Genomic DNA, 25,183 nt, shown 5'->3' on the forward strand with positions numbered 1-25,183 from the left:
TACCGCCCATGTTTTAACCCGCCAAAACGTAAAACGAGCACTTTGAATCTTCACCACACAGTTATTTTGATCATACAAAGTGAGCGTGTGATCCATTAAAAATGACCTCTTATGCCAGTTGAACGATCACTTTTTTTGTAAACTTAAGGTTAACAAGAAAAGACAGTTTTAGAGTTTCGTTATATGTTTATCAATTAATGGTCTTTTGCTGCATATTTAATTTATTTTTAGGTGGGTATTTGCTAAAGTCCGCGCCGTCCTCATCCTGTAGGACATCCTGTTGATGATGCATCTGAAAAGATGCAACGTATTGATAGCTTCTCCCCAGTTTGCTATACCGGCTCACTCTTTATTGAGTGAGCCGTTTTTTCTTGTTCTTATCATACAATTCATTGCACAAATTAGCGCAGGTGATACCATCAAAGTGATTCTTAATTACTTTCGAAGGAATGCGTTATGTTTAAATCTTTGGCTATTACAGCCTTATCATTATCAAGTTTATTTGTTGCCCCATTGGCGAGTGCTAATTGGCAAGTTAATAATGAACAAAGCAATGTAAGCTTTGTTTCAATAAAGAAAAACGCAATCGCTGAAGCTCATCATTTTAAAAACGTATCAGGAACCTTAAACGAGCAAGGTCAATTTAAGTTAGTGATCGACCTGACGTCTGTTGAAACGCTGATCCCCATCCGTAACGAGCGCATGACTAAGCTCCTGTTTGAAACAGCCCAGTTTCCTAATGCCGTATTAACAGCTGATTTAAGCCAAGCTTTATCAAAGCTCGTGCCTGGGCAGCATGTATTAAAAGGTCTTAAAGCTGAACTTGATTTTCATGGTAATAAGAAAGAACTAACACTTGATGTACTTGCTAATATGTCGCCAACGGGTGATGTAACTGTGTCATCGTTTACGCCCGTGATTATTAATGCTGCTGATTTTAAAGTGACTGAAGGTATTGCTGAATTACAAAAACTGGCTGGTTTACCGTCAATTGCTACTGCCGTTCCGGTTACATTTTCACTGACTCTTGATAAAGAAAAGTAATGCAGTCACTTGCTGAGCTAGAAACCGCACTTGCACAGCCAGACAAACCATTTGATAAGTGGCAACCGACCCATTGTGGTCAGTTGCCAATTAGCATTGATGTGCATGGCGTGTGGTTCTACGCGGGCAGTGAAATAAAACGAGAAGCGATGGTTAAGCTGTTTGCCTCTGTTATTTGCAAAGAAGCAGACAGCTATTATCTAAAAACGCCTGTCGAGAAAATGGCTATCACCGTGGCCGATGTGCCTTTTATTATCGTAGATTGGCGCTTTGAAGAAACAGAGCAAGGAAACGCGTTGTGTTGTATTGATAATTTACAGCGCACTTGGTTAGTCACTGCGTGTCAGCCACTGCAACTGCGTGAATTTGAAAACGTGACGGTACCATACCTTAAATTGCCGCATGGACTGGCTGCCAGAGTATCGAGGAATGTGTATTATCAGTGGGCTGAAATAGCCAGCTCTGATGAGGATGGCTATTTCATTGAGTCATTATCCAAGCACTACTACTTGGCTTAATAACTTAAGCGTCTGGTTGTTGATCCGATTCTGATTCCGACTCTGCTTCTTGCATTTCAATAGGCCCTAAGAACCATTCGTCTAGCTTTTTAGCAACTTCAGGTAAGCCTGTCCCTTTCAATGATGAAAAGGCATGAACTGTAATATCGCCCTCTAAGCTGCTTAGTTCACGACGAACTTGTAAAACTTGCGCTTTGCGTGCACCTTGCTTTAGTTTGTCGGCTTTAGTGAGTAACGCAAGAACCGGAATTTCACTCCCGACCGCCCAGTCGATTAAGTCGCGGTCTAAATCTTTAAGTGGGTGACGAATATCCATTAACACAACAATGCCTTTAAGGCTTTGGCGTTTTTGTAAATATTCACCTAATGATTTTTGCCATTTCTTTTTCATTTCAATGGGGACTTTCGCAAAACCGTATCCCGGTAAATCGATTAGGCGCTTGTCGGCATCGAGCTCAAAGGTGTTTATAAGTTGCGTACGACCAGGTGTTTTTGAGGTACGTGCTAACTTTTGGTCTGTTAAGGTGTTAAGAGCACTTGATTTACCGGCGTTTGAACGACCGGCGAACGCGACTTCAATCCCCGTATCAGCAGGTAAACGAGAGATATCAGGTGCGCTGGTAACAAAGGACGCAGTATTGTATTTGATACGAGATTTGAGCACAGGCTCTCCTAATCTTTTATAAATAATAACAGTCAGTGGTCGAAAACCACTCAAGGCACGTATTTTATACTATTAAAGCAGCATTCAAAAGCGTATTTAAGCGTGCTAACTTGGCTTTGAACAAGGAAAATTGCTAGGTAGAAACTTAATCTAAGTCAAATCCCTATAAATTATAAGCTTAATGTGGGCAGAAAACGTGCCAGAGAATTTATTATCGTGTAGAATATAGAAATCACAACATCCATATTGTAGATGATACAGGGTCGGAAACAGAGAATTCACCATGAAAAAAATAGCACTATCTTTAACTATATTGCTTGGTGCGTTGTCAGCAAGCAACGCAACAGCATTTGATGGCGATGTAAACGCAGGTAAAGAAAAATCGGCAACGTGTGCGGCCTGTCACGGCCCAGACGGTAATGCGCCGGTTAATATCTACCCTAAGATTGCAGGTCAACACGCAGATTATATCTATAAACAACTACAAGAGTTTAAACTAGGTATGACATCGGGTGGCAAAGAGGGCCGTATGGACCCTGTAATGAGTGGTATGGCTATGCCGCTTAGCGATCAAGATATGAAAGACCTAGCAGCTTACTTCTCTTCATTAAACATGTCTGAGGGTGTAACACCTAAAGATGTTGTTGAAGTTGGTCAACAGCTTTATAAAGCCGGTGATGCAGAGCGTGGAATCCCAGCTTGTGCAGCGTGTCACGGTCCGCGTGGTAACGGCACATCGCTTGCTAAATTCCCTAAAGTTTCGTTTCAGCATCCTGAATACATTAAGTCGCAACTTGAAAAGTTCCGTGATGGTACGCGCAATAACGACTTAAATGGCATGATGCAAGACATTGCTAAAAAGCTAACAGACAAAGACATCGAAGTACTTTCAAAATACTTAGGTGGCTTACACTAAAGTCTGATTGCTAGCTTAAATTACTAGCATTATAATTTAGACAGTTTACAAAAAAGCAGCGCAAGCTGCTTTTTTTACATTTGCAGCATGCCGTAATTTCCTACTTTCTTGTGAGACATTGACCATATCCAACTGTAAGCTAAGTCTTATTTTTATTTCTTAATTTTGTGTAAGTCTTTGTTATTATTTAAGATGGTATTGTTACAAACTCTTCGTTGTAAGAAAAATTATATAAATTAGTTGTAACAAAATTATTAATGGGTAAATTAACCACTGTCGCTGAGACAGCAAAACAACATGGACAATGTAATAAGGAAAGTGACTGCGGCAAATCTTTAGGGGAAGACACTGATTAGTGTCCTAAAGGAAATAACAAAAAAGTGTCAGGATTGACCGAGAATAATAAAAGCTCATGGAAGTTTAATAATAAAAACAAAATGGAATGCTACATGGAAGGTAAAAATAACAACAAAATGGAAAAACAATAATAATAAAAATAATAAAGACTAAAAAGTCGAAGGGAGAAGTGTCCAGTTAATTGGCGCTCAGATTAGTAGGCGGTAGAGATGTTTTCTCTACCGCCTTTTTATTTGTCCTGTTACAATAGCCACCGTTTGTACTATAAGTATGAAAAGTGCGCAGTTCGTCAAGTTGACCAACCTCATCCGCACACCGAATTCTTCTGGTTATGCCAGCATTACAATGCCATTAAGGTGTTGTGCACAACCTCTTAAGTGAGATGATCAATATATGAGTAGAAAGAAAAAGTCGCGTAAAATTCCATCAAATGGTCCAGTACGTCTAAGTAAGGAAAAGCTTAGAGAGATGCGCGCACTAAAAGAGCAGCGAGTTAAGAAAACCAAAGGGGCTAAGCCTGGTTCACGTAATGCGCCAGATGCTCAAAAGGGTGATAAAGCTGCTACAAACAATCAATCGCAAGATAAGCGTGTTGGTAGTAAAAAACCGGTTTCATTAGTGGCGGTCAAGGCTGATCCTAAAGTCGAAATGAAACGTAATTTACAACCAATGGTTGAATTGAAAAAAGTGTCAGAGCCAGAGCTAACACCAGAGCAAGAGCTTGAAGCGTTAGAAAATGATGAGCGTTTATTAAAGTTGGTTGAACGCCATGAGCGTGGCGAGTTATTGACTGGCAAAGATGCGAAGTACTTCAATAGCCGTATCGCTCGTCACCAAGCATTGTGTGAGCTGCTAGGAATCGAAGACGAAGATGATGACTACGAAGACGACTTTGAAGATGACTTTGATGTTGAAGGCGGCTCTGATTTCGATAAGTACCTATCTGATGACTTAGCAAATGAATGGTACGATGACGAAGATGAGGATGATAGATGAGCACAACCTTGATTATTGCCATTGTTATTGGGGCGGCAATTATCGCAGGACTGGCTTTTTATGCAGGGCAATTACTATACAAGGTAAATGCTCAAAATAAGCTTATCGCAAAAAAACAAGCTGAGCATGAGCAAAAGCTTGCCGCGTCAAAAGCGACTCGAAATGCTAAGTTAGCGGACAGCATTCATTTAATTGCGCGTGCAATGAATGAAGAGCAGTGTGAATTTTCAGAAGGTTGCTTACGTATTTGGGTTCTTATTTCTCAATACAGCTTCGCAGAAGAGTTTGATTTACGCGAACGCTACCCTGGCATTTATAAAATGTACAATGTCGTAAAAGACATGCCAACGCATGATGCACGTAAGAAGTACTCAAAAAAAGAGGTCTTCAAGATGGATTCCACGCGTTGGCGTGCTGAAGAGCAACACAGCGATGAAATTAAAGCGGACTGTGTTAAGTTAATAGACGAGTTTAAAGCCGCGCCAGGCAGTGAAAACGTCGTATTTAACTAGCTTTCAACATAAAAAAGCAGAGCCTTCAAAGCTCTGCTTTTTTGTATGAGCATGATTGATATATCAAATAACCCGCGAAAAACGTGTTTGTTTGATTTGTTGTTGTAAGTGCGCATCAAAGCACATACAAATAATACGAATAAACAAATTGCCTCTCGCTGTAACCGTAATTTTATTGTCGCTTACTTTTATTAAGCCATCAGCAAGTAGGGGGGCAAGTGCACGTAATGCATCACTAAAATACTCGTTAAAGTCGATATTAAATTGCTGTTCAACAGTCGGCATATCAAGTTCAAACTGACAAATTAACTGCTTAATAACCGCGGCACGTAAAATGTCATCATCGGTGAGCATAATGCCTTTACACAACGCACTACCAGCGTTTTCTTGAACTGCTTTGTAATAATGCTTCAGTTCTTTTTCATTCTGTAAAATAGCATTACCAATCTGCGAAATAGACGACACGCCTAAACCAAGTAAATCACATTGACCATGCGTGGTATAGCCTTGAAAATTGCGATGTAATTTGCCCTCATTTTGCGCAATAGCGAGTTCATTATCCTTACGAGCAAAGTGGTCCATACCAATAAATTGATAGCCAGCCGCTAACATTTGTTCTAGCGTATTTTTAAACATCGTGAGCTTATCGCCCGCAGAAGGTAAATCCGCATCCTTAATTTTCCGCTGAGCCGCAAATCGTTCTGGTAAGTGTGCGTAATTAAATACCGATACGCGGTCAGGATTCAATGCTATAAGTTGATCAATCGTTTCTTTAAAGCTCTCAGGCGTTTGTAGCGGTAAGCCATAAATCATGTCGGCGTTTATTGATTTAAAGCCAAGCTCACGCGCTTCACTAATTAAACCTTTTACAGAGTCCACACTCTGCGGGCGATTAACCGCAAGCTGCACTTCGTCGTTAAAATCTTGGATACCAAACGATACGCGATTAAAACCAAGTTGGCGCAAGTGCGGAAGCATGCCATCCGCCAGCGAACGTGGATCAATTTCGATACCGCGCTCAGCGTCATCGGCAAAATTAAAATGGTGTTCAACTAAAGCCATTAAACGGCTCATTTGCTGCGCAGATAAAAAGGTAGGGGTTCCGCCGCCTAAATGAAGTTGTTCAACATGGTAATCAGCAAATAAGGTGGCTTGTTCAGCAATTTCAATTGCCAAGTTATCTAAATAGATATCCGCTTTTGATTGGTGACGTGTAATAACCTTATTACAGCCACAGTAATAACAAAGCTGGCTGCAAAAAGGGATATGGATATACAGCGACAAAGAGCGGCTTTTAGATGCCGTAATCGCGTTAATCATACTTTGTTGGTTGTAACCATCAACAAGAGACAATGCCGTCGGGTAAGAGGTATATCGTGGTCCAGAAATATTGTACTTGTTGATCAGAGATTGATCCCAGCTAGGTAAATTTATCACAGTCAGCACTCCGCAATTGATTAAGAGGCCATTTTAGCGAGTTTAGGCATTTTGCTATTTGATCTAGAACAATGTCGGAGGCTACAAACTAAGTGGCATGCTTTAAGGTAACTGAAAAACCGAAAAGTTTACTATTTGAGCAGTTAGTTTACTGATTGTTAAAATAAAGAGTTTTGCTAGTGACAAGGTTAAAAAAAGTTTTTATACTGCAACCCGCTTTAGAGACTTAACATCCTAAACGCATCACAAAAAATTAGCTTCGGCTAATACAATGGCCCCTTAGCTCAGTTGGTTAGAGCACACGACTCATAATCGTTAGGTCCCCAGTTCAAGTCTGGGAGGGGCCACCATTTTCAAGTTATTTAAAATCAATGCGTGATAGCTATTCTATACGAAGCTGTTCCACTCTTATTTTGATACATCAAATTTTTCTTCAATTAAAAAATAATAATTTACATACTCTCTTGGGAAAGTGTCGTCATTGTTTTTATAATATAAATTAATAGATACAATGACTTATTGAGCTAACACCTACTCGCAATAATACCTAGTTAATTTTAAGGACTAACCCCGACCTTGAGGGTGTTAGAAGTTTCTCATTTACGAGTGTATGGATTCGGAACGTGGGTGATAAAGGAAAAATGACCTAACTCAACTAAATAAAATACAGCCTTGTTATTGATGTATCTTCCTTGTCTCAAAATAGATTATTTAATTAAGCGGTGGATACAAAAAGCCGATGTGTAACATCGGCTTTTTGAACATGTATGATTAAGTCACTTTACTTATTTGTAACCATTAGGGTTGTTGCTTTGCCAACGCCACGTATCTTGCATCATTTCATCGATGCCACGCTCGGCTCGCCAACCTAATTCGTTAAGCGCTTTCTCTGGGGCTGCGTAACACGCTGCAATGTCACCTGCTCGACGAGGTGAGATTTGATAGGGCACAGCCTGACCACTGGCTTTTTCAAAGGCTGTGACCATTTGCAGCACTGAATAACCATTCCCTGTGCCAAGGTTAAATACATGAGCACCAGTATCGTTTTTAATGCGGTTGAGTGCTTTTAAATGGCCAAGTGCTAAATCGACAACGTGGATGTAATCGCGCACACCTGTGCCATCAACAGTGTCGTAGTCATCACCAAAAACACCCAGCTTTTCTAACTTACCAACGGCTACTTGTGAAATATAAGGCAGTAAGTTATTTGGAATACCATTCGGGTCTTCGCCAATTAAGCCTGATTCGTGAGCCCCTACAGGGTTAAAGTAACGTAAAATAACAAATGCAAAGCGCTCGTCTGATTTGGCGATATCTTGCAGCATCATCTCTACCATTAATTTAGAGGTGCCATAAGGGTTCGTTGTGCCACCAACGGGGAAGTCTTCGCGAATAGGCAAGCTGGCTGGGTCACCATACACTGTAGCAGACGAGCTAAATACTAACTTGAAAACACCTGCATCGCGCATTGCATCAACGAGTGTTAACGTGCCTTGTACGTTGTTTTGGTAGTACTCAATAGGTTTAATAACCGATTCACCAACCGCTTTTAAGCCTGCAAAGTGAATGACGCTATCGATCGTATGTTCACGGAAAATGTTATCTAGGCAATCTCTATCAAGAATATCGCCTTCATAAAAAGTAACGTCTTTACCTGTGATTTGCTTTACGCGAGTCAACGACTCATTTGATGAATTGCTTAAGTTATCAAGCACAACAACTTCTGTGCCTTGCTGTAATAACTCTAAAACGGTGTGAGAACCGATGTATCCGGCTCCGCCGGTGACTAAAATGGTCATAAATTTTCCATGAACTAATACCAGGTTGAATTAGTCTTATTTCATCATATTCCGTGCAAAATTTCATAAATAAATTGTTATTTTTGGAAATTAAGCAAAAGCGGGGTAGCTTGTTTTTGGTTACATTTTGTACCATATTAGTAACACGAAAGTGAGGGAGTATTAAGCTATAGTTAATTCTCTACTGCTAGTTTTTTAATTATTGGCTCAACCTGTAACGTGGAGAGAAAGATGAATACAGTAAAAAAAATTGCCTTGGCTATGGTTGTTGTTCTACCTGCTTTTGCTCATGCAGGTGAAGCAAAAGTAAAGTGGCATGATTTTAATGACTACAGAGATGTGCGCCCAGGAAATAACTCACCGAAAGGGGCGTTTCATAAAAATGTAGCGAAAAACTTTGAGAAACATTTTAATAAATTAGCTGAGCAGCTTCCTGAAGGATACACTTTTAATGTTGAGGTAACTGACCTTGATTTAGCGGGAGATGTCCAGTTTGGTGGTATCAATGAACTTCGAATCATTAAACCTATTTATTTTCCGCGTATTGATTTTAATTACTCAGTTACAGATAAAGACGGCAAGGTGGTTAGCGAAGCGAGTGATGTAAAACTCAAAGATATGGGCTTTATGGATCGCATTAAAATGGGTCGCGATGAAGCGTATTATTACGATAAACGTTTAATTACTGATTGGTTTGAAGATGAGTTATTACCTTCATTAAATAGTGCACAGTCGTGATGTTTGTAGATGTGGAACTTGGTTAGCACGTTGTACGCTTTTTTGAACCACTGAGGCACAGAGAAATAGTGTAATCTGTTTTGTCACGTGAAGTGACTTGGTGTCCTCGGTGGTTCAAGTATGTATTTATAACGCGTGTTAATCTACTTAAACGTCGCTAACAGCTGTAATAACTGTTGAAGTTTAATTACGGTTTTTTTCAGCTTTTCTTCATCTAAGCCATCATTACTTAGGCTCTCAACATCGGCTGCAACGTCGAGTACATATGGCTTAAAGCGTTTTGCTTCAAAATCAAAGCCGGCATCTTTTGCAAATAAGGCTTTGAACTTGCCATGCCCTTGCTGCTGTAAGTCATCTAATTTTTTATCAGCATCAAGTGCCTGACGGTAAACGATTTTTAAGTTAGCATTGAGCTGTTCAATGATTGAATCCATTTTTTTCCTAAAGCTTTAGACTGCAATGCCGATATAGTACGTGGATTGTAATAAAAAGTCAGGTAGTGAACTATGAATATATCAGGATCAAGTTTACCGGCGATGAGTGGCGGCGGCGAAGGCGCTGAAGTTTACAGCGCATCACTTGCTAAAAAACAGCAAAAAGCTGATGGTGCTGCGGCACTTGCACTTATCGAAGGCGCAGCGATGAACACAAGCGCTGCACAGACACCCGCTAAATCGGTGACTGCGACACTCGGTAATAACGTAAACGTTTACGTTTAAGCATTAAACTAGGTTGAGATCGATAGGCGTTTTACTTTTCTCGCCGCCGATCTCACGAACTAGTTTGGGTACTAAAAACCCTGGCAATGCTTCGAGCATGTGTGCCACTATTTCGCGTGCGCGCTGCTCAGTAATATCAAAATGACTTGCACCTTCTACTTTATCAAGTAAATGTAGGTAGTAGGGTAAGATATCAGCCTCGAACAATGCTTCACTCAAGGCTATTTGAGCATGGCTCGAGTCGTTAACATCCTTTAATAATACAGCTTGGTTTAATAACGTGACGTTAGCGGCTTTTAATTTTTGCATCGCAGCTTTAAAGTCAGCATCAATTTCGTTCGCGTGATTAATGTGATTCACTAACACCACTTTTAAAGGCGAACTTGCAAATCGTGCGCACAGCTCATCGGTAATTCTTGCTGGGATCACCACTGGCAAACGACTATGAATACGCAAACGTTTTATTTGTGGTAATTGTTCAAGTTCATCCATAAACCAGTTAACAGCATCATCTTTGGCCATTAATGGGTCGCCACCACTTAAAATGACCTCATTGATATTTTTATCGGCTTTTATGTAGGCTAAAGCGTCAATTAAGCTGCGTTTATTTAATTGGTTTTCTTGATACGGAAAATGGCGTCTAAAACAATAGCGGCAATTCACGGCACAGCCGGTTTTAAACATGACCAAAACACGAGAGCGGTACTTATGTAATAACCCCGGTTGGTTATTATCTTGCTCTTTTAACGGGTCTTTATCGTAGCCTGTTTGCGCTAAAAATTCTTGGTGACGTGGCATCACTTGTAGCAAAAGTGGATCGTTTATATCACCAAAACGCATTTTTTTGATAAAAGGCAGAGGCACACGTACAGGAAAAAGACTACGAGCTTGGAGGTCTTTTTCGTCTACTACACTTGATAAACCTAGCATTTCTAGCAAACGTTCAGGGCAGGTGACAACATTTGCTAATTCTTTTTGCCAGTTTTTATGCAAATTTACTTCATTTCTTTGTATCATTGACACGTAGATTACTCGAAATTATTTAGACAGAGGAAACGATGGCGAATTATAGCACCAATGAGTTCAAGGGCGGCCTAAAAATTATGTTAGACGGCGAGCCTTGTAGCATCCTAGAAAATGAAATGGTAAAGCCAGGTAAAGGTCAGGCGTTTAACCGTGTTCGTATTCGTAAACTTATCACAGGTAAAGTACTAGAAAAAACATTTAAGTCGGGTGAAACGGTAGAAGGTGCTGACGTAATGGATACCGATCTAGCGTATCTATACACTGACGGTGAATTCTGGCATTTCATGAACAACGAAACATTTGAGCAAATCGCTGCTGACGAAAAAGCACTAGGCGACAATGCTAAATGGTTAGTTGAAAACGATGTATGTACTATCACGCTTTGGAACGGTAACCCAATTGCTGTTACTCCACCGAACTTTGTTGAACTAGAAATCACAGAAACGGATCCAGGTCTTAAAGGTGACACAGCCGGTACGGGTGGTAAACCAGCAACATTAAGTACGGGTGCGGTTGTACGCGTTCCTCTATTTGTACAAATTGGCGAAGTGATCAAAGTTGATACTCGCAGCGGTGAGTACGTAAGCCGCGTTAAGTAATAGGCTTTAAAAAGTTTAATTGATAAAATCCCAGCTTCTGCTGGGATTTTTTTTGGAGACTGTATGTCCACTGCTGTTTGGCAACCAAGCGCTGATATTGCGACTTTACGCGAGCGAGCTGCGATCATTCGCCGTATTCGCGAATTTTTCTATGAGCGTGAGGTGATGGAAGTTGAAACACCGACTCTTAGTGCGGCCAGTGTTACCGATGTACACCTAGCCAGTTTTAGTACCGAGTTTGTGGGCCCAGGTCATGCAGGTGGTTTGCCGTTATATTTACAAACCTCGCCTGAGTTTGCGATGAAACGATTATTGGCGGCAGGATCGGGTGCTATCTTTCAATTGTGTAAAGCGTATCGCAACGAAGAAGCGGGTAGTCATCATAACCCTGAATTTACCATGCTTGAATGGTATCGCCCAGGTTTCGACGAATTTGCGCTTATGGATGAAATGGACGAGCTTATGCAGCTTGTACTGGGTGTTGACGCGGCTGAGCGTTTAACTTACCAACATGCGTTTATAAATGCATTAGGTATAGATCCATTAACTGCTGACATAAGTACGTTACAGCACGTAGCAAGCGAACAAGGGTTTGCTGATATTGCCGCGCATGAAACGCATCGCGATACGTTGTTGCAGCTGTTATTTTGCATGAAGGTTGAGCCAACTATCGGCCAAGAAAAGCCATGTTTTGTTTACCATTTTCCAGCTTCGCAAGCGGCACTTGCGCAAATTTGTCAGCATGACAATCGCGTTGCTGGGCGTTTTGAGCTGTATTTCAAAAATATGGAGTTGGCTAACGGTTTCAATGAACTTACCGATGGAAAAGAGCAAGCCGCGCGTTTTAATGAAGATAATCAATATCGCCAAGCAAATGGTTTAAAACAGGTACCGATGGATACGCGCTTGATTGCAGCGCTTGAGCATGGCTTACCACAATGTGCAGGTGTGGCGCTGGGGGTTGACCGTTTAATTATGCTTGCAACGAACAAGCAAAAGATTAAAGACGTGATCACCTTTGATGTGGAACGAGCTTAAATGCAGGAACCTTTAACTCACACCGAATAATTCATTGAGTCGTGATATTCGCGGTTGAACCCCTTGTTACATGATTATGTAGAAGCAGATTCATCCGCGAAAATCAGGTGATAATAAGCGCTGGTTAAAACCAGCGCCTTCACGACTTACAGTTCGTAAATAAATGTCACACCGGCCACCATCGGTTCACCCAATTGTGTGTATGTGTGAGTGGTGTAACCATCCAGTGGGTCGTTACCAAACTCAAAACCACGGGTTGGTACATCTTCATCAAATAAGTTTCGTGCCCAGGCATTGATGCTCCAGTTTTCACTTTCATAACCTAACGATGCGTTCACTAAGTTAGAGCTCGGTGCTTTTGAGTTATGGCTATCTGAGAAGTAATAATCATCTTTGCCTTCAACACCAATCGATGCATATAGTGCAGGGGTAAAGTTATAGCGTGCCGTAAATGCATATTGATACTTCGGTGCTTGTGCTTGGTCGCGGCCATCTTGATCAAGGCCTGATTGGGCTACAAAGTCATTAATTTCAGTATTTAAATAGCCCGCACTCCCAGTAAGTAATAAATTCTCGGTTGCTTGGTAGCTGCCTTCTATTTCTAACCCGTAGTTTTCACCAGAGCTTGCGTTATCAATATAACCCGTGAACTTTTGCCCTTCGACTTGCCATGATTTCAACTGCATATCTTCACGGTACATGTAAAATGCTGCCAAGCGCAGTACGAATTTATCGTCAAGTGAGCTGCCTTTCACACCAAACTCACCACTCCAAAGGTATTCAGGGGCAAATGAGGTGTGGTTAGCAAAAAAGTCAGCGTCAAGATTTAAGCCTTCATCTTTCGCTTTTGCTAACGCCTCAGAGTTAATACCGCCAGCTTTGTAGCCACGAGTTATACTGGTGTAAATCATAGTGCGGTCAATGACTTGATATTCAAGAGCAAGTTTACCACCGACCATCACATCATCGGTTTCTTCAATAAAACCATTGTTGTCAATGTAATCACCTTTATATTGTTCTACACGCAATCCTGTGATTAAGGTTGTTTTAGGGCCAATAGGCGTTGTTAGCTGGCCATATGCTGCAAGGTTAGTTGTTTCATAATTTGATGCAAAAGGGTGTGCCAACCATGTATATTGGCGTTCTAAGTCAACTTCGCGTCCTTGGTAATAAATACCCGCCACCCAGTCGCCAGATTTACCGTTAAATTGGAGTTCTGCTGCATGGTCTTTACGGTCTCGTAAATAGGCGTCTGTTGAGCTGTAGCCCCATTCATGTAAGCCAGCTGCACACAATTGTGGCTGTGTTTCATCGTTACAAACCCAGTCTTCGTCATAGCTGTATAACAGTTCGCTGTCGATGCCAGATACGTTCAGACTGACATCAAACCAATCAAAACCGGTATAAATATTTGCCAGACCCACCGCAATGCTTTCTTGATTATCTTCACCAGGCTCATCAGCTACACTGTAGCGGCTGTTATCAAGGGTGAAAGCATCATAGCCATTATTAATATCGATATAATGCACACTTAGCTCTGTGCGTAAGTTATTTGTAAGTTGGCTGTGCAGTTTAAAGCGAGAAACAAGTTCATCTTGCTGTTGCGTATCTTTATTTAAATATATATTTTCAACATAGCCATCAGACTCGCGTTGATAAAGACTTGCGCGTACGCTTGTATCGTCAGTAATACCTGTACCTGCTGCAATGCCTGCTTCGTAGCTATTATAATTACCTGCACCGAGTTGCACTTTTACACTCGGATTGAGCGTTGGCGCTGCTGATTCCATTTGAATCATGCCTGCTAATGCATCTGCACCAAAACGTGTCCCTTGTGGGCCACGGTATATTTCTACTTGGTCTATATCAAATAACAGTGAGCTACCCCCTAGGCCAGAGTAGTTTATGCCGTCAATCACTAAGCCAACAGATGGATTAATGGGATCAACAAATTGTGAGCGTAAACCCACACCACGAATTTGCACAAAACGACCGCGTGATGCACCCGAAGTAAAGTTTACATTGGCTGCACTGGCTAGCATTTCATCTAAAAATTTCGCTCCACGCTGATTAATTTCATGGTCTGAAAAAAGGCTTGCGCTAGCACTTAACGTTTGAATACTTTCTTTTTTGAAATCGCCCGTAACTAAAATAGTTTCAAGCTCTGTGTCTTCAGCGTAAGCAATCGATGAAGCTGCAAATAATGGCAAAATAGCAGCTGATAATAATGATAAACGTCGTTTCATGCGGTTCTTAACTCCATTTTAGGGACTGCTATTCTAGCAAGCCTACTGGCCAAATGAGTATTTATACCTAAAAAAAGTGAATCTTTAGCTTGTTTAGGTATTTATGATATAAACGCAGGCAATTATACGTAAATTGATTAGGAATACGACTATGACCTTTAAAGTTGACTTTAAAGTGCGAGACTATGAATGCGATCTGCAAGGAATTGTTAATAACAGTGTTTACTTTAATTACTTAGAGCATGCCCGCCATGAGTTCCTACATGCTAAAGGGGTCGACTTTGCAAAGCTTGCGCGAGAAAAAATTAACCTAGTGGTGCTTCGCAGTGAAATGGATTACAAAGCATCTTTAGTGCCGGGCGATGAATTTTATGTGGCCGTTGAGCCGCAGAGAGTGAGTCGTTTAAAGTTTGCTTTTAAGCAGACCGTTTACCGTAAACATGATGATAAAGTGATGCTAAGCGCCTTAGTAATCGGCACCTCTGTCAATGAAAAAGGGCGTCCTTTTTTACCAGAAGAAGTCGATAACTTATTTAAATAACGCCCGTTGTTCTATTAAGAGCTAGCTTAGAACATTTTTTTACAGATAAAACATGTTTTTTTAACGATCAAAGTCGTTAAATGTTGTTATTATTATCGCATTGAAATTTTGGTCGTAAAAAAATATGAAGTTAGTAGCCTTGCCTATTCTTTTTGTACTATTTTGCATGGGCTGCTCATCGACAGGGAAGGTCACCAGTGAGCAATTAAAATATACACAGTGGCAATTATCAAAAGTTAACGGGTTAGCCATTAGCGTATCGCAAAAAGCGTCAATGCGTTTTATTGAAGCGATGCAAGTTAATGGGTTTGCTGGTTGTAACAAGTTTTTTGGTGAAGGTCAGCTTGTTGAAGATACCTTAACAGTGAAAAAGCTAGGTATGACACGTAAATCGTGCGGTGATCAACTTGATGAACTTGAAAATAAACTGCTGTCGACGCCAAAACAAGGCGCGGTCATTTCGCTAAATGGCGAGCAGCTTACTTTGCAAGGGGCGCACCATTTTACTTTCATTATTACGGCTCCTTAATAAGGCGAATTAGTATTAAAACTAAAGCGCTTGCAGCGAATTTTTAACTAACGTACACTGATTACGTTTTTATAAAACAACGAATTTATACTTGTCGGAGTGCCTTTAATAAGGCTGAGATCGCGAAAGCGGGATCCGTGAACCTGATCAGGCTAACACCTGCGTAGGGAACAAGCTGCCTCATAGGGCGCTTGTGCGCCAAAAAATGGGGCATAAGTTGCTAAGCTTAGGCTGCAATTGTAAGTGAAATAACTTACTAACGATCCAATGGCGTTTGCCACTCTCTATTGCACCTGCAATATCTGACAAGACAATCCTTAAAGCAATGAGGTAAGTCATGTCAAACACTACAACTAAACCGTCTCGCCGCGAAATTCGTGCGGCTGCATCTGATTATATTTATAACTTAACAGGGCAACCTTTCCCTAATTCGCACAAAGTATATGTTGAAGGCACGCAAGAAAACGTGCGTGTCGGAATGCGCGAAATAACCCTCAGTGATACTTTCATAGGTGGAACCGAAGAAAACCCCGTGTTCGAGCCGAATGCGCCAATTCGTGTGTATGATACATCGGGTCCATATACCGATCCTGATTTTAAACTCGACGTGCGCAAAGGGCTAGAAAAGTACCGCGAACAGTGGATAGAAAAACGTGGTGACACGGAAATTCTTGATTCAGTTACCTCGCAGTTTTCGCAGCAACGAATGGCTGACGAAGGTTTAGACCATATTCGCTTTGAGCACCTCCCAAAAATACGCCGTGCGAAAGCAGGTAAAAATGTGACGCAAATGCATTATGCACGCCAAGGCATTGTAACGCCTGAAATGGAATACGTGGCTATTCGTGAAAATATGGGCCGTGCAAAAATTCGTGAAGAGCTCCTTGCTGCACAGCATAAGGGAGAGTCATTCGGAGCCAGTATCCCCGATTTTATAACCCCTGAATTTGTGCGCGATGAAATTGCCCGTGGCAGAGCCGTGTTACCTAACAATATTAACCACCCTGAAACCGAACCAATGATCATTGGCCGTAATTTCCTTGTAAAAGTGAACGCGAATATTGGTAATTCATCGGTCACTTCGTCTATTGAAGAAGAGGTCGAAAAAATGGTTTGGTCGACTCGTTGGGGCGCAGATACGGTGATGGACTTATCAACGGGTCGTTATATTCATGAAACCCGTGAATGGGTCGTACGTAATTCACCCGTGCCAATTGGTACCGTACCAATCTATCAAGCGCTTGAAAAAGTAAATGGGGTTGCCGAAGACCTGACTTGGGAGATTTTCCGCGATACTTTGATTGAACAAGCGGAGCAAGGCGTCGACTATTTTACTATCCATGCTGGTGTGTTACTTCGTTATGTGCCAATGACTGCAAAGCGTGTCACGGGTATTGTATCGCGCGGCGGCTCAATCATGGCAAAGTGGTGTTTAGCACATCACAAAGAAAACTTCTTATACACGCACTTTGAAGAAATTTGTGAAATTTTAAAACAATATGATGTGTGTTTTTCATTGGGCGATGGTTTGCGTCCAGGTTCAATTGCCGATGCCAACGACGAAGCACAGTTTAGCGAATTACGTACACTAGGTGAGCTGACTAAGCTTGCATGGAAGCATGATGTACAAGTGTTTATTGAAGGCCCAGGTCATGTGCCAATGCATATGATTAAAGAAAACATGGAAGAGCAACTAAAGCATTGTGAAGAAGCACCTTTTTATACGCTTGGCCCATTAACGACTGATATTGCACCGGGTTACGACCATTTCACCTCGGGTATTGGGGCTGCACAAATTGCGTGGTATGGCTGTGCCATGTTGTGTTATGTCACCCCTAAAGAGCACTTAGGCTTACCGAATAAAGAAGATGTAAAGGAAGGTCTCATCACCTACAAAATTGCCGCACACGCAGCCGATTTAGCCAAAGGTCATCCAGGGGCACAAGAGCGTGATAACGCGTTATCGAAGGCGCGCTTCGAGTTCCGTTGGCACGACCAATTTAACCTAGGTTTAGACCCTGAACGTGCCCGTGAGTATCATGATGAAACTCTGCCACAAGAGTCTGGCAAAATAGCCCATTTTTGCTCTATGTGCGGTCCTAAATTCTGCTCGATGAAAATAACCCAAGAAGTACGTGATTACGCGAAAGATCTAGAAGCGCGAGGTATCGACCCTAACAATGTAGGCGATGCTATCGAAATTAAGATGGTCGATGTTGAAGCAGAGATGAAAGCGAAATCCGACGAGTTCAAAAAAACGGGTTCTGAAATTTATCATAAAGCAATTTAACCAAGGAGCTAGGTGCTAGAAAACGAGGCGCTAGAATGATTATCTCGCGCGAATTATCTAGCACCTAGAACGTTTATGTCTTTTAAAATAGCAATTTTGGGATTTGGTTTAACAGGACGACTTACTGCTTTAGCACTCTCTAAAGTGCATCAAGTCAGCGTGTATGAGCAAGATGATCAACACGCAGCAAACAGTGCCGGAAATGTTGCTGCGGCTATGCTCGCACCGCTGGCTGAGTCGGTATTATGTGAGCAAGATATAGCGCTGCTGGGGCTGGCGAGCATTCAACGCTGGCAGCAGATTATTAGTGAACTGGATGAGCCTGTGTATTTTCAGCAAGCGGGCAGTTTGGTAGTTGCTCATCAGCAAGATAAAGGCGATTTACACAGTTTTATTAGCCGCTTAAAACCATTAGCCGAGCATACAGCGGACACAGTGAGCAGCGCGCAAATAGCAGATCTTGAGCCTGAGCTTGCTGGACGCTTTCACCAAGGGGTGTATTTACCTTGCGAAGGCCAGCTCGATAACCAGGCCTTCTATGCTGCGAGCTATAACCAATTAGTTGCTCGTCAAGTCAGCTTTAATTGGCACTCACACATTACTTTAACAGGTCATAAGGTGAATGGACAAAGTTATGACTTTGTTTTTGATTGTCGGGGATTAGGGGCAAAAACAGCTTTACCTAGCCTTCGTGGTGTGAGGGGGGAAGTGGCACGCTTATATGCACCAGAAGTAAACCTGTCTCGGCCAGTACGCCTTATGCATCCGCGCTACCCCATTTATATTGCACCTAAACCGAATCATCAGTTTGTGATTGGCGCGACTGAAATTGAATCGCACGACACAGGTAAAGTCACCGTGCGCTCAGCACTTGAGTTATTGTCGGCGGCTTATACGGTTCACAGTGGTTTTGCTGAAGCGCGTATTGAAAGTTTGCAATCAGGGCTTCGTCCTGCATTTGCAGATAACCGTCCACAGGTGACCCGAGAAGGGAGAGTTATAAGCCTTAATGGCTTGTATCGTCATGGTTATTTGTTAGCGCCTTATGTTGTCGATGAAGCAATTAGCTTAATGACTTAGGGGGTCATAATGAAAATAGTAATAAATGGTCAATCAGCTGTTGTGGCTGAGCAAATATCGCTTAGCGAGGCTTTGGCAAACTATGGGGCTAGGCCGCCATTTGCTGTGGCTGTAAACGGCGACTTTGTACCACGCAGCCAATGCGAAATAAAAACTCTTAACGAGGGTGACAGCATTGAGCTTCTGTCACCCATTCAAGGAGGTTAGCATGGATAGTTTTACTCTTTATGGTGAACAAATACGCAGCCGCTTACTCATCGGTTCTGCATTGTATCCTTCGCCCAGTATAATGACAGAATCAATTGTGGCCTCTGGGGCTGATATTGTTACCGTGTCATTAAGGCGCCAACAAAGTGCGCAAGCCGGCGATGATTTTTGGCAGTTAATAAAAAACACCGGGCTTAAAGTGCTCCCAAATACAGCAGGGTGTCACAGTGTGAAAGAAGCGGTTACTCTGGCTCAAATGTGCCGTGAGGTTTTTGCCACTGATTGGATCAAGCTTGAGCTGATTGGTGATGAATATAATTTGCAGCCCGATCCTTTTGCGTTACTCGAAGCAACAAAAATACTATTAGATGAGGGCTTTAAAGTACTGCCTTACTGCACCGATGACTTAGTGTTATGCCAGCGTCTTGCTGATTTAGGCTGTGAAGTGCTGATGCCTTGGGGGGCGCCTATTGGAACAGGTAAAGGGTTACTGAACCCCTATAACCTAAGAATGATCCGAGAGCGTTTACCTAGTCATACCTTAATCGTTGATGCTGGATTAGGGTTACCTTCGCATGCCTGCCAAGCCCTTGAATTAGGGTATGATGCGGTATTATTAAATTCGGCAATCGCTGGAGCTGGGTGCCCAGTTACAATGAGCCATGCATTTCGCAGTGCCGTTGAGGCAGGCAGATACAGCTATTTAGCCAAAGCGATGCCCGAAAAAGACGTAGCCAGCCCATCAACACCTACTATGGGCATGCCATTTTGGCATCAAAATTAAAGATGAGGAAAACATGAATCAGGTTGTATGGAGCATAGCGGGATCTGATTCCGGCGGCGGGGCTGGAATTCAAGCCGATATTAAAGCGATGCAAAGCTTTTCAGTGCATTGCTGCACCGTGATCACAGCTTTAACAGCACAAAATAGTTTAGGTGTTGAGGCCTTAAATCCCATTTCAACTGAGGTGATTGAATCTCAATTACAAGCTTTAGTAACCGATATGCCCGCCACAGTGATAAAAATCGGCATGTTGGCGAATGTGCAGCAAATTCAGTTAATAAGTGAACATTTAAAACATTATAAAAACACCTGGGAAGTGCCGCCTTTGGTTGTCTATGACCCAGTGGCGATAGCCTCCAGTGGCGATTTACTCACAGAAGAAGATACCGTGAGTGCAATTAAAGAGTGTTTATTACCGTGGGTAGATGTTGTTACACCCAATACCCACGAAACGCAGTTACTGACCGGAGTGTATTTAATTGGCCCAAGTGCAGTAAAAGAAGCTGCGCAAAAGCTGCAAAGTTATGGCGCAAAATCGGTCATCATCAAAGGTGGTCATTGGGACTACCCAAGTGGTTATTGCATCGATTACTGCCTGCAAGATACACACGAATACTGGCTTGGAAATGAAAAAATTCAAACACCGCATAGCCATGGCACCGGGTGTAGTATGGCCTCAGTGATTGCTGCTTGCCTAGCAAAGCGTTATCCACTGAAAGACGCATTTATTCTCGCAAAAGCGTATATAAACCAAGGTTTAAAAGCGGCAGTGCGTTACGGTGAAGGAATTGGCCCTGTTGCACACACTCATTTTCCGGTTAATTTAGCAGATTACCCACAAGTGATTGAAGCGGGGAGTTGGCTTGGTGATGAACTCGACTTTGATCACCCTAGCAATTTTACTATGGCGGCTGGTTTTGCTGAGTGTCAGTCTAAAAAGCTCGGCTTATATGCAGTGGTCGACAGTGTTGATTGGTTAGAAAAGTGTTTAGCTGAAGGCGTTAAAACCGTACAGCTACGAATGAAAAATACAGATGATGCAACGCTAGATGAGGCCATTGCCAGTGCTGTTATGCTTGGTCAAAAATACGATGCGCAGGTGTATATTAATGACTATTGGCAACTGGCGATTAAGCACGGTGCTTATGGAGTTCATTTAGGCCAAGAAGACCTACAAACGGCTAATTTAATTGAAATAAAAGAGGCTGGCTTGCGTTTAGGCGTCTCGACCCATGGTTTTTATGAAATGCTGCGCGCCCATAATTATCGCCCGAGCTACATGGCATTTGGTGCAATTTACCCAACCACCACAAAAGACATGACAGGGCAAATTCAAGGCCTAGAAAAGCTTGAAAAATTTGTCCCGTTAATGGCCGACTACCCAACAGTTGCCATTGGTGGCATTGATGTGTCACGTGCAGAGCAAGTGGCAAATACCGGGGTAGGCAGTGTGGCTGTGGTGCGAGCAATTACCGAAGCCGAAGATTACCCCTCAGCGATTGCTAAACTCAAACAATGTGTTGAAGGCGACTCAGAAGCATGAGTGCGTTAAGCGATAAAGAGCGCATACGTTACAGCCGCCATTTAATGCTTAAAGAAGTGGGATTGGAGGGGCAGCAAATATTAAAGACCGCACATATTGCGGTGGTAGGTGCTGGTGGGCTTGGCTCACCTGCGCTACTTTATTTAGCTGCGGCTGGTGTGGGTAAGCTCACGTTGGTTGATAATGACAATGTCGAGCTTTCAAATTTACAGCGACAAATTTTGTATAAAGTTAATCACTTAGGGCAAGCAAAAACACAGGCAGCCTCGAAAGTGTTAGCAAGCTTAAATAACCAAATTAGTATTGAGCCCATTTGCCAAAGACTTGATGAAAAAAACCTTGCAGACGTTTTACAAGGGGCCGACATCGTACTCGATTGCAGTGATAACTTTGCCACTCGTTACTTAATTAATCGCTATTGTTTAGCGCACACAATCCCGCTCATTTCAGCCGCTGCGATTGCCACACAAGGGCAACTAATGTGCTTTGACTTTCGCAATTCCGACAGCCCCTGTTATGGCTGCGTATTCCCGCAAACAGATGATCAACCAGTATTAAATTGTGATAACGCGGGTGTAATAAGCCCATTACTGGGAGTCATGGGCAGTATGCAAAGCTTACTGGCGGTTAATATACTGTTAGGCCATAAAACGGGCAGCGAGTTTATTCAATTTGATGGGCTGACTTTACAGCAGCTACGTTTTACACCTCACAAAGATAGCGAATGCGCAGAATGCAAAAAGCAGGCTTGAAGCCTGCTTTTTAATTTTTGTATAACTAAGATGGTTAGTCTTTGATTGTCGCAAATGGTGTGCCCATGCGAGTGATTGTTTCTGGGTGTTGGTCAGATAAAAACTCAGCTTGGTTTGCACCCCAGGCTAAAATCACGGTAGACCCTAACTTAAAGCGACCCATTTCTTCGCCTTTTTTCAAAGTGATTGCGTTATCACCTTTGGTAGGGTAGTTCCAGCTGAATACATCTTTACCGGCAGGTGGTGTAACGGTACCTGCCCATATGGTTTCGATGCTGGCTACAATCGTTGCACCTACCAGTACCATCGCAAGTGGGCCTATGTCAGTTTCGAAAATTGCAACCACACGTTCATTACGCGCAAATAAGTTAGGGACGTTTTGCGCCGTAAGCGGATTCACTGAGAATAAATCACCTGGTACATAAATCATTTTACTCAGCGTACCATCAATCGGCATGTGAATACGGTGATAGTCTTTCGGTGCTAAATAGATTGTTGCGAACTTACCACCCAAAAATGGCACGGTATCGTCTTCGTTACCACCTAGTAATGCCTGTAAGCTGTAGTCGTGCCCTTTAGCTTGAATTATTTGACCATCTACCACATCACCTAATTGGCTAATCGCACCATCAACTGGGTGAGCAATAATGTCTTTTTCTTCTGCAAGTGGGCGAATACCTTCCTTTAAAGGGCGAGTAAAAAATTCATTAAAGGTTTTGTAATGAGCTGGATCGGGGTATTTAGCCTCACTCATATCAATTTTATATTGTTTGATGAATAGCTTGATTAACGCCGTGGTTAAGCCACCCGCTTTCGCTGCTGCTAACTTGCCGACCATGCGCGAAATGAAATGTTTTGGCATGGCATACTGCATGGCAATTTTGAATTTATCTAAACTCACTTGTTATTTCCTAAATAGTTATACGCGAGGAGCGCGTGCACCCGCACGGCCATCGGCCATAGTTTCTAAAATTCGGTGGTAACTGTCAAAACGAAGTTCTGAAATATCTCCATCATCAACCGCTTGGCGAATGATACAGCCCGGATCATTTAGATGTTTACAGTCACGAAAACGACAGCCGCCAATAAAGTCACGGAACTCTTTAAAGCACCAAGTTACGCGTTCAACATCTAAATGCCATAGGCCAAACTCACGGATCCCTGGTGAATCAATAAGGTTACCGCCAGAGGGTAAGTGATGTAAACGTGATACGGTTGTTGTGTGTTGCCCAAGACCACTATTTTCAGAGACTTCCTGAGTTAAAATAGCGGCGTCGGGTAAAACAGTATTAACTAATGTTGATTTACCCACACCACTTTGACCCACAAAGATGCTGTTTTTATCTATTAACGTTTGTTTAAGCTCATCAATACCTTGGCCCGTTTTATTACTGACGAGTAATACTTGATAGCCCAGTTCACGATAAATATCGAGAATTTCATTAATATAGGCGAGTCCTTCATCGTCAATTAAATCGATTTTGTTGAGCACTAAAATCGGCTCTATGCCCATGTCTTCACAGGCAACTAAATAACGGTCGATAATGTTAGGAGTAAACTCAGGTAATACCGCTGACACCATTAAAATTTGGTCGATATTAGCTGCAACGACTTTCACTCCGTCATAAAAATCTGGACGTGTAAGCTGCGAGCGACGTTCGTGAGTTGCTTCGATGACACCGGCTAAGTCACCCTCACTCACTTTGGCGCGACGAAATATCACTTCATCCCCGCAAACAAGGCTTGATACAGTGCGACGAATGTTACAGCGCAGCACATCACCAGAGTCCGTTTCGATATCTGCATGTTGTCCAAAACGGCTTAATACAACGGCATTTTCAGCAGGGCCTAAATTGTCGTTTTGCCATTGCACGGCTGCGCCCTTGTCTTGCTTTTTATCAGCATTAGACAAACGTTTTTGATGATTGGCCTTAATCCGACGAGACTGGCCTTTACTTAATTTCTTTTGTTTTGCCACTTTTGGCCTATAACTTGATTAAATGTCGGGCTTTTTGAAAAAAAAGCTTTAGGTCGACTGATGATACTAATATGATATATCTAAATGCGTTGGATCTAAAGGAAAGCACCGCTAAGGTAACTATGTCTTTTCATAAATCAAATCTTATCTGGCTCGACCTGGAAATGACTGGCCTCGAACCAGCAACAGATAAAATACTCGAAATTGCCACTGTTGTCACCGACAGTGAGTTAAACATCTTGGCTGAAGGCCCTGTTATTGCTATTCATCAAAGCGATGAATTACTTGATGGCATGGACGAGTGGTGTACGACCCAACATGGTCAATCAGGTTTAACAGCCCGCTGCAAAGCCAGTTCTTTCACTGAGCAAGATGCCATTGAGCAAACATTGGCGTTTTTGAAACAGTGGGTACCTGCTGGCGCATCGCCTATGTGCGGAAATTCAATCGGCCAAGATCGTCGATTCATGAATAAGTACATGCCGGAATTGGAAGACTATTTTCATTATCGCAACCTTGATGTAAGCACTATTAAAGAGCTTGCGCGCCGCTGGAAGCCTGAGGTTCTTGCTCAAGTGAACAAAAAAGGTTCACACCTTGCCCTTGATGATATAAAAGATTCAATTATGGAATTAAAGGTTTACCAAGAAAAATTCTTTAATTTGTAAAAAACATTTGCAAACACATCGGATTATTGTAGAATCCTGCCCCGCTTAAGACGTTAACCCTCGCGGGGTTAGTGTGTCTTTAGCTAAACTTTATAGTTGAAATTTGTGGCACTAGCTCAGTTGCCAGAACGTTTTACCGCAACCTTTAGGTTGTGCACCAACGGACAAATTACTGACTATTTGAATGCGGCACTAGCTCAGT

26 protein-coding genes, 1 tRNA gene and 1 riboswitch are annotated in these 25,183 nt (G+C 42.3%); of the genes, 19 read left to right on the forward strand and 8 right to left on the reverse strand.

Features of this window, described 5'->3' with window-relative positions; genetic code table 11:
• Nucleotides 1-456: 456 nt before the first annotated feature.
• Both BM378_RS17180 and BM378_RS17185 read left to right on the forward strand, forming a co-directional pair.
• Nucleotides 457-1,044 (forward strand): YceI family protein, encoded by a 588-nt coding sequence (locus BM378_RS17180; RefSeq protein WP_036971482.1) that lies wholly within the window; start codon nucleotides 457-459, stop codon nucleotides 1,042-1,044.
• A complete protein-coding gene (locus tag BM378_RS17185; RefSeq protein ID WP_074989665.1) occupies nucleotides 1,044-1,562 on the forward strand; it encodes a DUF1285 domain-containing protein in 519 nt (172 codons plus the stop codon). The genes BM378_RS17180 and BM378_RS17185 overlap by 1 nt, the downstream gene beginning before the upstream one ends.
• 4 nt (nucleotides 1,563-1,566) lie before the next feature.
• On the opposite strand, the gene yihA is transcribed toward BM378_RS17185, so the two are convergent.
• Nucleotides 1,567-2,226: a ribosome biogenesis GTP-binding protein YihA/YsxC gene (gene yihA / locus BM378_RS17190; RefSeq protein WP_065978240.1), complete on the reverse strand. Its 660-nt coding sequence runs from the start codon at nucleotides 2,224-2,226 to the stop codon at nucleotides 1,567-1,569.
• Between the two features lie 283 nt (nucleotides 2,227-2,509).
• Here yihA and BM378_RS17195 point away from each other — a divergent pair, with 283 nt between their 5' ends.
• The 3 genes from BM378_RS17195 (at nucleotide 2,510) to BM378_RS17205 (ending at nucleotide 5,007) form a co-directional block, all read left to right on the forward strand.
• Nucleotides 2,510-3,142 carry a c-type cytochrome gene (locus BM378_RS17195; RefSeq protein ID WP_036971475.1) on the forward strand — a complete coding sequence of 211 codons (633 nt, stop codon included), beginning with the start codon at nucleotides 2,510-2,512 and terminating at the stop codon, nucleotides 3,140-3,142.
• A 750-nt stretch (nucleotides 3,143-3,892) separates the two neighbouring features.
• The gene (gene yihI, locus BM378_RS17200; RefSeq protein ID WP_036971473.1) at nucleotides 3,893-4,495 is read left to right on the forward strand and encodes a Der GTPase-activating protein YihI; all 603 of its coding nucleotides are present in this window, start codon (nucleotides 3,893-3,895) and stop codon (nucleotides 4,493-4,495) included.
• The gene (locus tag BM378_RS17205; RefSeq protein ID WP_036971469.1) at nucleotides 4,492-5,007 is read left to right on the forward strand and encodes a DUF2489 domain-containing protein; all 516 of its coding nucleotides are present in this window, start codon (nucleotides 4,492-4,494) and stop codon (nucleotides 5,005-5,007) included. The genes yihI and BM378_RS17205 overlap by 4 nt, the downstream gene beginning before the upstream one ends.
• Before the next feature lie 63 nt (nucleotides 5,008-5,070).
• Here the strand turns inward: BM378_RS17205 and hemN are convergent, their stop codons facing one another.
• On the reverse strand, nucleotides 5,071-6,444 hold the full coding sequence (gene hemN, locus BM378_RS17210) for an oxygen-independent coproporphyrinogen III oxidase (protein WP_074989666.1): 1,374 nt from the start codon (nucleotides 6,442-6,444) through the stop codon (nucleotides 5,071-5,073).
• Between the two features lie 273 nt (nucleotides 6,445-6,717).
• On the opposite strand from hemN, the gene BM378_RS17215 reads away from it, so the two are divergent.
• Nucleotides 6,718-6,794 (forward strand) — tRNA-Ile (locus BM378_RS17215).
• Nucleotides 6,795-7,229: 435 nt separating this feature from the next.
• On the opposite strand, the gene galE is transcribed toward BM378_RS17215, so the two are convergent.
• Nucleotides 7,230-8,243, reverse strand: a complete 1,014-nt coding sequence (gene galE, locus BM378_RS17220) for a UDP-glucose 4-epimerase GalE (protein WP_036971461.1) — start codon at nucleotides 8,241-8,243, stop codon at nucleotides 7,230-7,232.
• Nucleotides 8,244-8,474: 231 nt separating this feature from the next.
• Between galE and BM378_RS17225 the strand changes: the two genes are divergently transcribed.
• On the forward strand, nucleotides 8,475-8,981 hold the full coding sequence (locus tag BM378_RS17225; RefSeq protein ID WP_074989667.1) for a DUF3016 domain-containing protein: 507 nt from the start codon (nucleotides 8,475-8,477) through the stop codon (nucleotides 8,979-8,981).
• 143 nt (nucleotides 8,982-9,124) lie between these two features.
• Here the strand turns inward: BM378_RS17225 and BM378_RS17230 are convergent, their stop codons facing one another.
• Nucleotides 9,125-9,415 carry a prephenate dehydrogenase gene (locus tag BM378_RS17230; protein ID WP_065978238.1) on the reverse strand — a complete coding sequence of 97 codons (291 nt, stop codon included), beginning with the start codon at nucleotides 9,413-9,415 and terminating at the stop codon, nucleotides 9,125-9,127.
• A gap of 72 nt (nucleotides 9,416-9,487) precedes the next feature.
• Between BM378_RS17230 and BM378_RS17235 the strand changes: the two genes are divergently transcribed.
• Nucleotides 9,488-9,700, forward strand: coding sequence for a hypothetical protein (locus BM378_RS17235; RefSeq protein ID WP_036971451.1), 213 nt, complete (start codon nucleotides 9,488-9,490; stop codon nucleotides 9,698-9,700).
• Between the two features lie 3 nt (nucleotides 9,701-9,703).
• On the opposite strand, the gene epmB is transcribed toward BM378_RS17235, so the two are convergent.
• On the reverse strand, nucleotides 9,704-10,717 hold the full coding sequence (gene epmB, locus BM378_RS17240) for an EF-P beta-lysylation protein EpmB (RefSeq protein WP_036971447.1): 1,014 nt from the start codon (nucleotides 10,715-10,717) through the stop codon (nucleotides 9,704-9,706).
• A 41-nt stretch (nucleotides 10,718-10,758) separates the two neighbouring features.
• Between epmB and efp the strand changes: the two genes are divergently transcribed.
• Entirely contained in the window at nucleotides 10,759-11,325 is a 567-nt protein-coding gene (gene efp, locus BM378_RS17245) for an elongation factor P (RefSeq protein ID WP_036971443.1), read from the forward strand.
• Nucleotides 11,326-11,388: 63 nt separating this feature from the next.
• Entirely contained in the window at nucleotides 11,389-12,363 is a 975-nt protein-coding gene (gene epmA / locus BM378_RS17250; protein ID WP_074989668.1) for an elongation factor P--(R)-beta-lysine ligase, read from the forward strand.
• Nucleotides 12,364-12,509: 146 nt separating this feature from the next.
• Here epmA and BM378_RS17255 read toward each other — a convergent pair whose 3' ends face one another.
• On the reverse strand, nucleotides 12,510-14,609 hold the full coding sequence (locus BM378_RS17255) for a TonB-dependent receptor (RefSeq protein ID WP_036971435.1): 2,100 nt from the start codon (nucleotides 14,607-14,609) through the stop codon (nucleotides 12,510-12,512).
• 151 nt (nucleotides 14,610-14,760) lie between these two features.
• Between BM378_RS17255 and BM378_RS17260 the strand changes: the two genes are divergently transcribed.
• From BM378_RS17260 to BM378_RS17295, 8 genes are all read left to right on the forward strand, one after another.
• On the forward strand, nucleotides 14,761-15,150 hold the full coding sequence (locus BM378_RS17260) for an acyl-CoA thioesterase (protein ID WP_036971432.1): 390 nt from the start codon (nucleotides 14,761-14,763) through the stop codon (nucleotides 15,148-15,150).
• Between the two features lie 124 nt (nucleotides 15,151-15,274).
• The gene (locus BM378_RS17265; protein WP_074989669.1) at nucleotides 15,275-15,679 is read left to right on the forward strand and encodes an META domain-containing protein; all 405 of its coding nucleotides are present in this window, start codon (nucleotides 15,275-15,277) and stop codon (nucleotides 15,677-15,679) included.
• Between the two features lie 85 nt (nucleotides 15,680-15,764).
• Nucleotides 15,765-15,866, forward strand: a riboswitch (TPP riboswitch).
• A 150-nt stretch (nucleotides 15,867-16,016) separates the two neighbouring features.
• Nucleotides 16,017-17,969: a phosphomethylpyrimidine synthase ThiC gene (gene thiC, locus BM378_RS17270; RefSeq protein WP_036971427.1), complete on the forward strand. Its 1,953-nt coding sequence runs from the start codon at nucleotides 16,017-16,019 to the stop codon at nucleotides 17,967-17,969.
• A gap of 75 nt (nucleotides 17,970-18,044) precedes the next feature.
• The gene (locus BM378_RS17275; RefSeq protein ID WP_074989670.1) at nucleotides 18,045-19,049 is read left to right on the forward strand and encodes an FAD-dependent oxidoreductase; all 1,005 of its coding nucleotides are present in this window, start codon (nucleotides 18,045-18,047) and stop codon (nucleotides 19,047-19,049) included.
• A gap of 9 nt (nucleotides 19,050-19,058) precedes the next feature.
• On the forward strand, nucleotides 19,059-19,256 hold the full coding sequence (gene thiS, locus BM378_RS17280) for a sulfur carrier protein ThiS (protein ID WP_036971421.1): 198 nt from the start codon (nucleotides 19,059-19,061) through the stop codon (nucleotides 19,254-19,256).
• Between the two features lies 1 nt (nucleotide 19,257).
• A complete protein-coding gene (locus tag BM378_RS17285; protein ID WP_036971418.1) occupies nucleotides 19,258-20,040 on the forward strand; it encodes a thiazole synthase in 783 nt (260 codons plus the stop codon).
• A gap of 13 nt (nucleotides 20,041-20,053) precedes the next feature.
• Nucleotides 20,054-21,583: a thiamine phosphate synthase gene (gene thiE, locus BM378_RS17290; RefSeq protein WP_074989671.1), complete on the forward strand. Its 1,530-nt coding sequence runs from the start codon at nucleotides 20,054-20,056 to the stop codon at nucleotides 21,581-21,583.
• Nucleotides 21,580-22,335 (forward strand): HesA/MoeB/ThiF family protein, encoded by a 756-nt coding sequence (locus BM378_RS17295; RefSeq protein ID WP_036971412.1) that lies wholly within the window; start codon nucleotides 21,580-21,582, stop codon nucleotides 22,333-22,335. The genes thiE and BM378_RS17295 overlap by 4 nt, the downstream gene beginning before the upstream one ends.
• 34 nt (nucleotides 22,336-22,369) lie before the next feature.
• On the opposite strand, the gene asd is transcribed toward BM378_RS17295, so the two are convergent.
• Both asd and rsgA read right to left on the reverse strand, forming a co-directional pair.
• Nucleotides 22,370-23,236, reverse strand: a complete 867-nt coding sequence (gene asd / locus BM378_RS17300; RefSeq protein ID WP_036971409.1) for an archaetidylserine decarboxylase — start codon at nucleotides 23,234-23,236, stop codon at nucleotides 22,370-22,372.
• A gap of 18 nt (nucleotides 23,237-23,254) precedes the next feature.
• The gene (rsgA, locus tag BM378_RS17305) at nucleotides 23,255-24,313 is read right to left on the reverse strand and encodes a small ribosomal subunit biogenesis GTPase RsgA (RefSeq protein ID WP_036971407.1); all 1,059 of its coding nucleotides are present in this window, start codon (nucleotides 24,311-24,313) and stop codon (nucleotides 23,255-23,257) included.
• A 122-nt stretch (nucleotides 24,314-24,435) separates the two neighbouring features.
• On the opposite strand from rsgA, the gene orn reads away from it, so the two are divergent.
• Complete coding sequence (gene orn / locus BM378_RS17310; RefSeq protein WP_036971404.1) at nucleotides 24,436-24,981, forward strand: oligoribonuclease; 546 nt, start codon at nucleotides 24,436-24,438, stop codon at nucleotides 24,979-24,981.
• Nucleotides 24,982-25,183 lie beyond the last annotated feature (202 nt).

Source organism: Pseudoalteromonas lipolytica, from assembly GCF_900116435.1.
Lineage (GTDB): Bacteria > Pseudomonadota > Gammaproteobacteria > Enterobacterales > Alteromonadaceae > Pseudoalteromonas > Pseudoalteromonas lipolytica.